The 11,624-nt window shown below is 68.2% G+C and carries 12 protein-coding genes; 7 read left to right on the top strand and 5 right to left on the bottom strand.

From position 1 onward, the window contains the following. Positions 1-3: 3 nt before the first annotated feature. The 3 genes from F5544_RS13105 to F5544_RS13095 all read right to left on the bottom strand — a co-directional run bounded on the left by F5544_RS13105 (position 4) and on the right by F5544_RS13095 (position 2,709). A complete protein-coding gene (locus F5544_RS13105; RefSeq protein WP_167473452.1) occupies positions 4-1,221 on the bottom strand; it encodes a flavin-dependent oxidoreductase in 1,218 nt (405 codons plus the stop codon). Positions 1,222-1,290: 69 nt separating this feature from the next. Further along, entirely contained in the window at positions 1,291-1,485 is a 195-nt protein-coding gene (locus F5544_RS13100; protein ID WP_167473451.1) for a ferredoxin, read from the bottom strand. A gap of 9 nt (positions 1,486-1,494) precedes the next feature. Further along, a complete protein-coding gene (locus tag F5544_RS13095; RefSeq protein WP_167473450.1) occupies positions 1,495-2,709 on the bottom strand; it encodes a cytochrome P450 in 1,215 nt (404 codons plus the stop codon). A gap of 240 nt (positions 2,710-2,949) precedes the next feature. On the opposite strand from F5544_RS13095, the gene F5544_RS13090 reads away from it, so the two are divergent. After that, positions 2,950-3,756: a GbsR/MarR family transcriptional regulator gene (locus F5544_RS13090; RefSeq protein WP_238847222.1), complete on the top strand. Its 807-nt coding sequence runs from the start codon at positions 2,950-2,952 to the stop codon at positions 3,754-3,756. On the opposite strand, the gene F5544_RS13085 is transcribed toward F5544_RS13090, so the two are convergent. Beyond that, positions 3,716-5,176 carry a carboxylesterase/lipase family protein gene (locus F5544_RS13085; RefSeq protein WP_167473449.1) on the bottom strand — a complete coding sequence of 487 codons (1,461 nt, stop codon included), beginning with the start codon at positions 5,174-5,176 and terminating at the stop codon, positions 3,716-3,718. The genes F5544_RS13090 and F5544_RS13085 overlap by 41 nt on opposite strands. An 81-nt stretch (positions 5,177-5,257) precedes the next feature. Between F5544_RS13085 and F5544_RS13080 the strand changes: the two genes are divergently transcribed. From F5544_RS13080 to F5544_RS13070, 3 genes are all read left to right on the top strand, one after another. Then, positions 5,258-6,220, top strand: a complete 963-nt coding sequence (locus F5544_RS13080) for an Lrp/AsnC family transcriptional regulator (RefSeq protein WP_174867328.1) — start codon at positions 5,258-5,260, stop codon at positions 6,218-6,220. A gap of 195 nt (positions 6,221-6,415) precedes the next feature. Further along, a complete protein-coding gene (locus tag F5544_RS13075; protein WP_167479157.1) occupies positions 6,416-7,738 on the top strand; it encodes a lipase family protein in 1,323 nt (440 codons plus the stop codon). A 164-nt stretch (positions 7,739-7,902) separates the two neighbouring features. After that, entirely contained in the window at positions 7,903-8,559 is a 657-nt protein-coding gene (locus tag F5544_RS13070) for a GGDEF domain-containing protein (RefSeq protein WP_238847221.1), read from the top strand. Here the strand turns inward: F5544_RS13070 and F5544_RS13065 are convergent. Continuing rightward, positions 8,546-9,433 (bottom strand): aminoglycoside phosphotransferase family protein, encoded by an 888-nt coding sequence (locus tag F5544_RS13065; protein ID WP_167479155.1) that lies wholly within the window; start codon positions 9,431-9,433, stop codon positions 8,546-8,548. The two genes, F5544_RS13070 and F5544_RS13065, sit on opposite strands and share 14 nt — an antisense overlap. A gap of 68 nt (positions 9,434-9,501) precedes the next feature. On the opposite strand from F5544_RS13065, the gene F5544_RS13060 reads away from it, so the two are divergent. The 3 genes from F5544_RS13060 (at position 9,502) to F5544_RS13050 (ending at position 11,578) form a co-directional block, all read left to right on the top strand. Continuing rightward, positions 9,502-9,918 carry a GlcG/HbpS family heme-binding protein gene (locus F5544_RS13060; RefSeq protein ID WP_167473448.1) on the top strand — a complete coding sequence of 139 codons (417 nt, stop codon included), beginning with the start codon at positions 9,502-9,504 and terminating at the stop codon, positions 9,916-9,918. A gap of 72 nt (positions 9,919-9,990) precedes the next feature. After that, positions 9,991-10,755, top strand: a complete 765-nt coding sequence (locus tag F5544_RS13055; RefSeq protein WP_167473447.1) for a thioesterase domain-containing protein — start codon at positions 9,991-9,993, stop codon at positions 10,753-10,755. A gap of 142 nt (positions 10,756-10,897) precedes the next feature. Continuing rightward, entirely contained in the window at positions 10,898-11,578 is a 681-nt protein-coding gene (locus tag F5544_RS13050) for a VC0807 family protein (protein ID WP_167473446.1), read from the top strand. The last annotated feature ends 46 nt before the right edge of the window (positions 11,579-11,624 follow it).

The following is an 11,624-nucleotide window of genomic DNA, read 5'->3' as shown; positions in this document are numbered from 1 at the left end:
TCGTCAGCGGTCGGTCGGCGAGGTCTGCCGATACGCCCGGTCGAGTTCGGCGAGCTCGTCGGGTGTGAGCACATCGGTGATGCGCTCGAATCCACCGGGTGCGCGCTCGGCGACGGCGCGCAGAATGCGGTCCGCGGGCATGTCGTGATTGGCCAGCACGATGGCGTTGGCCGGTTCGCGGCGCACGCTGTCGTAGCGGGCCAAGGCCTTCTCCGGCGTCGGTTCCCCGGCGAACGCCTCGGCGAGCGCGGCCGCGTCGAGAATCGCCTGGGTGCCGCCGTTCGAGCCGATCGGGTACATCGGGTGCGCCGCGTCGCCGAGCAGCGTCACCCGTCCCTCGGTCCACGCGGGCAGCGGCTGCCGGTCGACCATCGGGTATTCCAGGATGCGCGGCGCGGAGGCGAGCAGCGCGGGCACATCCAGCCACTCGAAACGCCAATCCGCGTAGTACGGAAGGACATCCGCGAGAGCGCCGGTGCGGTTCCAGTCGGCCCGGCCGGGCTCGGCGGCCGGATCGGCGACCTCGCACACCCAGTTGGTCCGGGCCATACCGTGCTCGTCGAGTTCCACGGCGATCGGATAGACCACGAGCTTGGCCGATTTGTTGTCACCGGCGATGGCGACGGTGCGCCCGGTCCGGAATGGTTCGGCCCGGCCGACGCCGCGCCACATCCGCATTCCGTACCACAGCGGCCTGCCCTCATCCGGATACAGCTGGGCGCGCACCGCCGAATGCAGGCCGTCGGCGCCGATCAACGCGTCGCATTCGATGCGCTGCTCGGTACCACGCACCGCCACAACCACTTTCACCCCGCGTTGATGCTGGGTGAAGGATCGCACCGCGGTGCCGGTGCGCACCGCGTCCGGTCCGAGACGTTCCAGCACCGCGCGGTAGAGCATGTGCTGCAGCGACCCCCGGTGCACCGAATACTGTGGCCAGCTCGCCCCCGCCGCCAATCCACGCGGCTGCGACCAGATGAAATTGCCGTGCCGGTCGAAATGCGCCATTTCGGCGGTGGCGACGGCGATCTCGTCCAGCGCGGCGCCGAGGCCTAATTCGATGAGCCGCCCGACCGCGGGCGGCAGCAGGTTGATGCCGACGCCGAGCGGGCGCAGTTCCGTCGCGGCGTCGAGGATCACGACCTCGACGCCGACCGCGCGCAATGCGAGCGCGGCGCTGAGCCCGCCGATACCGGCCCCGGCGATCACCGTGGAAACCATTGCGACCTACCGTGACTCGGGCCCTACGGAATATTCGCAGTGTAGGCCGGTCGGCGGGTTCGGGCGGGCCTATTGCTCGATCGTGATGGCACCCGATGGGCAGGCCAGCACCGCCTGGCGTACCGCCTCTTGCCGATCCGGCGCCGGATTCTCGTCGAGGACGAGCACCCTGCCCTCGTCGGTGTCCTGGTCGAAGTTTTCCGGCGCGGTCAGGGCGCACATTCCCGCGCCGACACAGATTTCGCGATCCGCGATAATTCGCATCGACAATCCTTACCAAGTGACGGGAAGCTCGCGCACGCCACCGATTTCGAAGGGCCCGTGGAATCCGATCCGCTCCGGCGCGACGGCGAGACGCAGCCCCGGGAACCGGGATAGCAGCGCGGGGAAGGCCACCCGCATCTCGGTGCGGGCCAGCTGCTGGCCGAGGCACTGATGCACGCCGTGCCCGAAGGCCAAGTGCCCCACCGGGTTTCGACGGATGTCGAGGGTGTCCGGGTCGGCGAACCGAGTGCTGTCGCGATCGGCGGCCTGCACCGAGAGCAGCACCGTCTCACCGGCCCTGATCACCTTCCCGGCGATTTCCACATCCGCGAGGGCGGCCCGGCCGATGGTGTGCGCGATGCTCAGGTACCGCAGCAGTTCCTCGATCGCACCGTCGATCAGGTCCGGATCCGCCCGCAGCAGCGCGAGCTGCTCCGGATTCCGCAGCAGCGCAAGGGTTCCCAGCGCCAACATATTCGCGGTGGTGTCCAGCCCTGCCACCAGCAGCAGGCCGCCGACGCCCGCCAACTCGTCCTCGGTGAGGTCGCTCTCGGTCAGATCGCTGAGCAGGTCGTCGGTGCGCCGCTCGCGTTTGCTGACGACGAGATGGCGGATGTAGGTCCCGATATCGGTGAACCGAGCCAGGCGCTCTTGGATTACCTCCTTCGCCGGTGCGCCGGGTTTGGCCGCGGCAAGTGTCCGGAATCGGTCGTGGTCGGCCCGCGGCACGCCGAGCAGCTCACAGATCACCATTTCCGGTATGGGGCGGGCGAATTCGGTCACCAGATCGACCGGCCCGCCGCGCCGCTCCAGCGCGTCCAGCCGTTCGGCGGAGAATTCCTCGATGCGCTCGGTGAGCAGCCGCATCCGACGCACGGTGAACTTGCCGGTCAGCAGCTTTCGGAACCGGGTGTGTTCGGGCGGGTCGTAGCGGATGAAGGTGCCGGGCGGCAGCTCCAGCGGCGCGATGCCCTCGAACGGCGAGTGCTGCAACGAACTTCGCGAACTGAACCGCGCATCGGCGAGCACGGCGCGCACCGTCGCGTGATCGGTGGCCAGCCAACCGCGGTGACCATCCGGAAAATCCATGCGGACCAACGGTTCTCGCTCACGCAGCCGAGTCTGCTCGGCGGGCGGGTCGAACGGCCGATCGGCCTGCCGGTCGAGCGGCAGACCCGAGATGACCGATACCGGCTCCGACCCGCTTCGCGATGCTGTAGTCATATTGACTCCTCAATTATTTGTACCGAGGCCAGAACTCCTGATGGGCGCTGTCGACGAAGTCGTCCGTAGACCCCCCGCACGGCCGACGCCTACCGCTGTCGGACGCTACGTCGCTTTCATCAGCCGACTCAACCAGTCTGCCGCCGATTCCCGTTCCGTCGCAGCTAGATTCGCCGTGGTCATTGCAACGGTCATGTGCATGAAAGCAATTGGCGAGGGCGTCGTTGCAATGGTGTGTGTATGAACGCATACTGGCGGCAGCGAGCGAGGGAGGTGCGCGCGATGCCCGGCGGCAGGTTGACCAGCGCGGACAGGGACTGCATCGCGGCCGGATTGGCCGAGGGACTCGGCTACGCGGAGATCGCCCGCCAACTCGACCGTCCCACCTCGACCATCAGCCGGGAGGTCGCCCGCAACGGCGGTCCGGGCCGCTATCACGCCGAGTGGGCGCACCTGGCCGCGAAGCGGCGCGCGCGGCGCACCGACCGGCGCCGGGCCGCGGTGGAAAATATCGATATCCCAATCGGATTCGATCGAGACCTGACCGCCGTGCACGAATTCGCCGTCCGCGTCGTCACACTGCTCACCGACGGCGGAATGCCGCGCACGCCCGCCCGGGTGCTCGCCTGTTTCTTCGTCAGCGACTCCGGCAGGCTCACCTCCGCCGACCTGTCCCGCAGGCTGCGGGTGAGCCCGGCGTCGATCTCGAAGGCGCTGCGCCATCTCATGATTCGAGATCTGATTCAGCGCGAGCGCCATTCCGGCCGCGCGGACCACTACGTCCTCGATGCCGATGCGTGGTTCCGCGCCACCCTGGTCTCGGTCCGGATCTTGGGGGTGCTCTCCGCGACGGCCCGCGACGGCAGCGAAATCCTCGGCGCGACCACTCCCGCGGGCACCCGGTTGGACGAGATGGCCAGCTTCCTCGATCGTTTCGGTCACGATCTGGTTCGCACCGCCGAGCGCGTACGCGCCGCACTCGCCGCGGGCGCCGACGAACCGGCGCTCACCCGGCGTCGGGATCTCCCGCCGACCGGAAGTACCTGATCGCCTCGTCCGTCGCGTAGGGCCGCCACGGCGCGAGCGCGGGCCCGTTCGGCGTTCCGGTCGCGACGAAAGCGGCCAGCGCACCGCCGAATTCGGCCGCGAGAATCCGGTCCGCCGGACTGAACGTGCCGAGCATGGGGGCGTTGGGATAGCTCTCGAAGGTGCCGAAGAGGAATGGCAGTTCGGCGCAGTGCGCCGCACCGAACCCGTACGGATCGACGGCGGGGCCGCGCATGAACCGATAGACATAGGTCTGATTACCCTGTGCCACAAGACCATTCGCAAGATCCGTGGTACCGCACAGCAGATCGCCGACGATCGCGGTGAGCAGTTCGGCCGGTCCGGCGGCCGGATAGCGGTCGACGTATTCGTCGTACCGCGCCGCACCGCCCTGTTCGGCCAGCAGGCGAACGGCGGTATCGCGGTCGGCGGTTTGGATGATCGGGTTCAGCGCCAGGAAGGATGATGCCTCGTTGGCCGTGGATCCGATCAGCACGTCCTTATCCGCCAGTACCCCGCTCGCCAGCGCCTCCGGCCAGCCGACGGCCTGACCCGCGCCGCCGCGCACCGGATACATCGGCGGCGCGATACCGCCCGGCCGCGCGCTATCGGCCAAGATCCGCGCATAGGCCGCGAGCAGGCGGGCGACCGGCAGCTCGCGCAACCGCTGCCGGTCCGACGAAATACCAAGGATCTCGAGGTATTTCGCCGCGACACCGGCCGCTTCCCCGGGATCCTGCGGCGGCATACCCCACGGACCGGACTGCCCGATCACCCGGCGCACCATGCCCCCGGTCCCCGGATCCGCGGCCAGCGCCAGCGCCGAGAACGCCCCCGCGGACTGACCGCCGACGGTGATCGACCCCGGGTCGCCGCCGAACGCGGCGATATTGTCCACCACCCACCGCAGCGCGGCGGCCTGGTCCTGCGTGCCGAGATTGTCCGCGCCGAATTCGGGCAGATACAGATAGCCGAGCGGCCCGAGCCGGTAATTCGCGGTCACCACCACGATGCCGCCCAGCGCGGCGAGGCGTCCGCCGTCATACCAGTTCCAGCCGCCGCTACCGCTGGTGAAACCGCCGCCGTGGAACCAGAGCAGCACCGGCCGCGCCGCGCCGAAATCGTCGTCGGGCGTCCAGATATTGAGGTTCAGGCAGCCGTGCTCCGACCAATCCGGCAGCCGGGTGCCCATCACGGCCTCGAGCCGCGACGGCCACTGCGGCGCGGCGGGTCCGGCGTCGATGGCGTCCCGGATCCGCGTCCAACCCGGATGTGGTTGCGGTGCCGCGAATCTCAGCTCACCGATCGGTGACCGCGCGTACGGGACGCCGCGGAAGGCCACCGACCCGGTGGCGACCCCGCGCAGCTTGCCCGACCCGGTTCCGACCACCACGTGACGCTGTTCGATGCTGTTGTCCATACGTCCGGTTTACGACGCGGCACCGAAATCGCGACGTGTTTCATAGCCGCTTGTAGATTTCTGGACTGTATGCCGCCGAAAATGGCGATTATGCGACAGAGCCTCGACCAGATCGAGCAGCGCATCGCCGCCGCGCTGCTGGCCGCTCCGCGCGCGTCGTGGCGCACCATCGCGGACTGCCTCGACCTCTCGGAGCGGACGGTGCTGCGCCGGGCGGCACCGCTGTACGGTGACGGCACCCTGCGCGCCACCGCGATCCGCAACCCGCTGTGTTTTCCCGAGCTCACCCCCGTCGCGCTGCGAATCCGCTGCCGCCCGAGCACCATCGGCGCCGTCGCGCGCACGCTCGCGCACCGGCCGGATACCGTGTGGGTCGAAATCCTCGGCGGCGGTGAGGAAATCAGCGTCGTGCTGTTCCTGGCCGACGCCGCGTCGCGCAACGGGCTACTGCTGCGCGACCTTCCGGCCACCGCCGCGGTCACCTCCTGGACCACCCAGCAGCTCATCCGGGTCTTCCCGACCGCCTTCGCATGGACCGGCGGCCTGCTCACCGAGGCCGAGCTGGCCCGGCTCCGCCCGCCCGCCGAGCCGGTGAAACCCGCTGCGCCGCAACCGGTCGACGCGGCGCTCATCGAGGCGCTCACCGCCGATGCGCGCGCGAGCTACGGCGCCATCGCCGCGCGGGCCGGAATCGGCGCGACCACGGCCCGCCGCCGCGTCGCCGCCATTCTGGACGGCCAGATGATTCGTCTGGCAACGGAATTGGACCTCACGCTGCTCGGCATCAAAACCGACGCGCTGCTCTGGCTGACGGTGCCGCCCGCCGAGCTCGAGCGGACCGGCAGCACGCTCAGTGCCCACCCGCAGGTCCGCTTCGCGGCCGCGACCACCGGAACCTCGAATCTGTTCATCGCCGTCGCGGCGGCCGACCGCACCGGACTCTACGAATTCCTCACCGCGACCCTCGGCCCACTGACCGGCCACAGCGCGGTGGAGACCCATCCCATCCTCAGCACGGTCAAACGCACCGGGCTCATTCGGTGACACGGACGTATTTCACAAAAAAGCCGGGCATATCGCGGCTAATCCGCAGGTCAGCGACCTCGGTAGGTTGTGCATCTTGCCAAATCCGCACCGTCAGCTTTGCCGATTTGACGGTATGCACCGGATAAACAATCGCGTGTGATGGATCTGTACAACGGCCGTGATGCGGCGGCCGACCTGATGAAGGACGCTTCGATGAAGAAGACGCTGTATCGGCTGTTGGTGCTGTGCTCGGCAGCCTGCCTTACGACATCCGGTGCGGGTGTCGTCTCGGCCTTCCCACAGAATTTCCCGCCCGACCAGAATCAACTACCGGACCTGCCGAGCGAACCGCAGCTATACAACATGCTGCCGATCCCGACGCCGGACAAGGACCCCTGGTACGACGATCCGGCCGACCTCGCCTCCTACGCGCCCGGGCAGATCGTGCGCACTCGCGAGGTGCAGACCCGAGTGCTCGGCATTCCGTTCCCGGTGTACACCAAGCAATTGCTGTACCGCACCAACGATATCTACGACAATCCGATCGTCACCGCGACGACCGTCATCGTCCCCGGAATTCCGTGGCAGGGCAGCGCGCGCCCGCTGGTGTCGTTCCAGGAGGCCATCGATTCCAGCGACTCGTCCTGCAATCCGTCCTACACGCTGCAGGTCGGCACGATGAAGGAGTCGACGCTCGTAGTCGGCTGGCTGGCACAGGGATTCGCCATCAACATCCCCGACTTCGACGGCAAATTCAACACCTTCAACACCTATGACGAGGGCAAGATGGTCCTCGACAGCCTGCGCGCCGCGAAAAACGATGCGGCACTGGGCCTCACCGATTCCGGAATCGCGCTCTACGGGTACTCCGGCGGCGGCTCCGGCTCGATCCGGGCGGCGGAACTGCGCCAGACCTACGCGCCCGATGTGCGCCTGCTCGGCACCTCGATCGGCGGCACCCCCGGCGACCTGCGGATGCTGGCCGACTACGCGACCAAGCCGCAGCCGGGAGTCACCGGGCTGAGCAGCTTCACCATGTGGCTCGGCCTGGCCTCCTTCGCCAAGGAATATCCGGACGCCTTCGAGGTCGACGACCTGCTCACCCCCGAAGGGCAGCAGCTCGTCGCCGACGTGCACCACCGCTGCGTGTACACCGCCGCGGTCACCGGCTTCTACCGGCCCGTCAGCGCCTACTATCAGCCGGGCAAGTCGCTGGAGACCCAACCGGAGATCCTGAAGGTGTTGCAGGACAACAGCCTCGGCAAATACGTCCCCGACACTCCGATCCTGTGGTGGCACGGCATGTGGGATGAACTCATCCCACCCTCCGTCGTGCTACCCGTCGTCCACTCCTACTGGGAACGCGGCGCCGACCTGCGCTTCTACACCGTCCCGCTGCCCGAACACGTCGTCAACGCGGGCGTCGGCTGGACCCCGGCGGTGGCCTGGACCTCCGCGATCCTGCGCGGTCTCTCGCCGGGGCCCCGCTTCATGGCCGATTTCAAACCCCTGCCGCCCGGTTTTCCCGGCAGCTGAAACCCTCGGCAACCCAACCGTTTACCGAATCGCGTCGCGTCGGCGATCTTCCAGCCATTCCTGAAAGCCATTCCGTGCGGTAGTTTTTCAGGATCACGGGCTGTACAGGGTATGGCATCGCCGGCGCGCATCGCCCGGCGGTGACGACGATGATGGGGGCCGCGGTGAACGAGTTCGTACCTGCTGCACCGGTATCCGAGCGCCAGCAGAGACCGAGAACCACCGGCGGCGTGCCGGTTCCGGCAGGTCCGTCCGCGCCGCTGCTGGTCGGCCGATTGCTGGAGGCCAATCGCGTTCTCGCCCAGCTGATCGGCGAGTTACATCATCAGGCGCGCCACGATCCGCTGACCGGACTGCCGAATCGGCGGCATCTGCTCGAACGGATCGATGCGGCGATCGCGGCGGCGGGCGAGGACGATATCGGCCTCTGCTTCGCCGACCTCGATCACTTCAAGGAGGTCAACGATCGGTTCGGCCACGGCACCGGCGATCAGGTACTCGCCGTGGTCGCGGACCGGCTGCGCGACAGTGTGCGAGGAAGCGACTGCATGATCGCCCGCATCGGCGGCGACGAATTCGTCGCCCTGATCCCGCCGCCCGCCGACGACGCCCGCATCCGCACGATCGCGAACCTGCTGCTGACGGCGCTGGCCGAACCGATCGTCGTCGCGGGCCACCCGCTGCGCCTGTCCGCGAGCATCGGCGCGGTGCTCACCGCGGTCGCGGGCGCACATGCCGAAGCACTGCTCGATGCCGCCGATACCGGTCTCTACGAAGCGAAATCGACCGGCAAGGGCCGCTGGATCCTCAGCATTCGGTGATCCGTTCGAGCGTGCGCAGGCCGATCCGGCTCAGCGCCGGATTGCTCTCGGCGTAGTACCAGACCAGCCCCATCGCCTGTTCGAACGCCCAGGCCCTGCCACGCTCCCACTCGAGGTCGGAACATCCGAGATGCGCGCGAAAGGCGCTGCGCGGCACCGCATCCAGCAGATGCCACGCCGCAACCAGGTCCAGCGCCGGGTCCGCGGGACCCAGCTCGCCGACGTCGATCACCCCGGCCAACCGACCGCCGGACACCAGCACATTGCCAGGGATCAGATCGCCGTGGTTCAGCACATCCGGGGCAGCCCCGCGCGGCAGGTCCCGCATCCGCGCCCAGATCGCCCGCAGCGCTGCGACATTCAGCATGCCCGCGCTGCGCTCGAAACAGGTGCGCATCCACTCGTCGTGCGCGTGCAGCTCGCCGCCGCGACCGCCCCCGCCGAATCCGCGCCCGTCCGTACCGATCTCGCGCACCGCGCGGATGAACTCGGCCAGATCCAGTGCGAATTCCACCGAGTCGCCCGGATCGGCTACGGCGGCAACGGTTCCACTCACCCACGTCTGCACCGACCACGGCATCGGATAACCGGCGCCGGGCACACCGAGCGCGATCGGCTCCGGTGTCGGAAAAGGCGTGCGGCCCAGCAACTTCCGCGCCGCATCCGCTTCGTCCAGCAATGCCTGCCGCGCCGCCTCGACCGGTCGGAGCACCAGCGGTAACCGGGCCGCCAAACGGTCGCCGATCCGGAAGATCGCATGCACCGTCCCCGTCCCCCCGACCGCCCGGATCGGCAGCCCGCGCCAGGCCGGGAACTGCTCGTCGACCAGCGCCCGCACCGTCGCCGGGGTTACTGTCAATTGGTCGGCGTGCATCTTCACCCCCGCAGCCTCACCCACCCCCGCCGGGCGCACAAGCGATTTCCGACCGAGAGGACGTGCCGATGAGTATCTCGCTCGAACAGGCCGACCGGGTGATCGCGGCGGCCAAGCAGGCGGCGGCCGAGCGCGGCGCGCGGATCGCCGTCGCCGTCGTCGACGCCGCGGCCAACCTCGTCGCCTTCGCCAGAATGGACGATGCCCATCTCGGCACCGTCGACTCCGCGCCGCGCAGGGCCACCGCCGCGGTCATGCTCGGATACGACACCGTCCAATTCGCCGCGATCCTGCCGCCGGGACAACTGCTCGGCCACCTGTTGTCGGATGCCCCGTGGCCCGCCGATCCGGATTTCCCGGTGCCCGAGCCGGGTGGCGTGCTGATTCGATCGGACGGTGCGACCATCGGCGCGGTCGGCGTAGCCGGCGCGGGCTCCCTCATGACCGATCACAAAATCGCGGCAGCCGCGGCCGGATCGCGCTGAGCCACCGGTGGTTATCCCGTCCGAAATTTCCCACATGCCGGATTCGGGTCGGCGGACTACACTTTCGAATACGTGAAAGAGTCAGTGCGTCAACCATTTCCGCTGGAGCTGTGGCAGCGTGGCACCGGCCGGGATGTGCTGTGTTTGATCCATCCGATCGGCGGTGACATTCGGGTCTACCGCGCGCTCGCCGCCGCCCTCGATCCGGCGCTCACCGTCTGCCTCATCGCCGATCCCGGACTGCGACAAGAAGTTTCGCCGCAGTGGACGCTGGCGGAGCGGGCGGCCAACTATCACGGCGCACTGCAGACGCGATTCCCGAACGACGAATGGCGTTGGCAGTTGGCGGGCTGGTCGTTCGGCGCCTGGGTGGCCATCGGCATGGCCGCCGAATCGGAGGCGGCCGGAACGCCCGTGCGCGCACTGCATCTCATCGATCCCCCGCCGCCCGCGTCGGGCGTCTTGTTCCGGCACTTCGACGAGGCGAAGCTGGCGGCGATCATCGCGCACGAGCTCGATAGCGCCGAAGGGCCCGGCACCCAAGAGTATGCGGACCAACTGGCCCGCTGCTGCCGCACCAACCTGCGGAGCATGAGCTATCACCGGCTGCCCCGGCTGACGCAGACACCGAGCAGGCTCTGGGTCGCCGACCGGCCGGTCCCGGAGCTGACGCCGACCGCGACGCCGCAGGTGTGGCAGGCCACCTGGCACATGCATCTGCCGGAGCCCAGCGCATGGCAGTGCCTGGACACCGACCACTACGGCATCATGCGCTCGCCGCACGCGGAAGTCATTGCCGCCGGGATCAATTCGACAATCGGCGAGCTGAACCCGTAAGCGCCTCCGCCACCGAGCCCTACCGCCGACGGTGGTGCCAGCCCCACCCCGATCGGGGAGCCAAGGTCATGCCGCCGAGCGTTTCCGACTCCTAATTTCATTCGTACGAAACATTTTTCGTCACGATTCGAAAGGGAATCCGATGAACGCACCGACATCCGCGACGGACCGGCAATCGACGACGAAGCCGCCGGATACGCGCCGCGCCGTGCTCGAGAAGATCGCGATCAATGTGGTCGCGCCGATCGCGCTCTACTACGCACTGCGCGCGGCGGGTGTCGATCCGTGGTTGGCCGTCACGCTCGGTGTCATCCCGCCCGCCATCCGGACCGGATGGACCGTCGCCACCCAGCGGCGCATCGACACGATGGCGATCTTCACCATCAGCATCCTGGCCTTGAGCGTCGCGATGTCGTTCGTCACCGGCAGCCCCCGCTTCGCACTGGCCAAAGACGGTTGGATCACCGGCGCGGCCGGCCTGTGGATATGCGCGACCCTGTTGCGCACGCCGTTCTACTTCCAGTTGTCGCGGACGATGACGACGGGCGCGATCCACGAGCGAATCGAGCTCAGCTGGCTGCGCTCGACCACCTTCCGCCGGGCGATGACGCTCGCCACGGCCATCTGGGGCATCGGTCTCATCGCGGATGCGGTGGTGCGGGTGGTGCTCGCCTACACCCTCCCGATCGACCAGGTGCCTCTCGTCAGTGGTCTGCAATATGTGGTCGTATTCGTCCTGCTGGAGGTGAGTAGCCAACGGGCCGTCCGCAATTCGCGCACGCGCGCGAAGGTCGCCGCCGAGGCCGGGTTCGAGCGGCTGTAAACCGTGGCGTGCGCCGGCCGCCAAGTGATGTACTGTTGTAGCAAAC

Source organism: Nocardia arthritidis, from assembly GCF_011801145.1.
Taxonomy (GTDB): domain Bacteria; phylum Actinomycetota; class Actinomycetes; order Mycobacteriales; family Mycobacteriaceae; genus Nocardia; species Nocardia arthritidis_A.
This window is presented reverse-complemented; position numbering and strand designations above follow the sequence as displayed.

Excerpts from the sequence above, each read along its gene's own strand:
- F5544_RS13075 (WP_167479157.1), top strand. The coding sequence starts at position 6,416 with ATGAAGAAGACGCTGTATCGGCTGTTGGTGCTGTGCTCGGCAGCCTGC.
- F5544_RS13080 (WP_174867328.1), top strand. The coding sequence starts at position 5,258 with ATGGCGATTATGCGACAGAGCCTCGACCAGATCGAGCAGCGCATCGCC.
- F5544_RS13085 (WP_167473449.1), bottom strand. The coding sequence starts at position 5,176 with ATGGACAACAGCATCGAACAGCGTCACGTGGTGGTCGGAACCGGGTCG.
- F5544_RS13090 (WP_238847222.1), top strand. The coding sequence starts at position 2,950 with ATGAACGCATACTGGCGGCAGCGAGCGAGGGAGGTGCGCGCGATGCCC.
- F5544_RS13105 (WP_167473452.1), bottom strand. The coding sequence starts at position 1,221 with ATGGTTTCCACGGTGATCGCCGGGGCCGGTATCGGCGGGCTCAGCGCC.
- F5544_RS13060 (WP_167473448.1), top strand. The coding sequence starts at position 9,502 with ATGAGTATCTCGCTCGAACAGGCCGACCGGGTGATCGCGGCGGCCAAG.
- F5544_RS13050 (WP_167473446.1), top strand. The coding sequence starts at position 10,898 with ATGAACGCACCGACATCCGCGACGGACCGGCAATCGACGACGAAGCCG.
- F5544_RS13095 (WP_167473450.1), bottom strand. The coding sequence starts at position 2,709 with ATGACTACAGCATCGCGAAGCGGGTCGGAGCCGGTATCGGTCATCTCG.
- F5544_RS13065 (WP_167479155.1), bottom strand. The coding sequence starts at position 9,433 with ATGCACGCCGACCAATTGACAGTAACCCCGGCGACGGTGCGGGCGCTG.
- F5544_RS13100 (WP_167473451.1), bottom strand. The coding sequence starts at position 1,485 with ATGCGAATTATCGCGGATCGCGAAATCTGTGTCGGCGCGGGAATGTGC.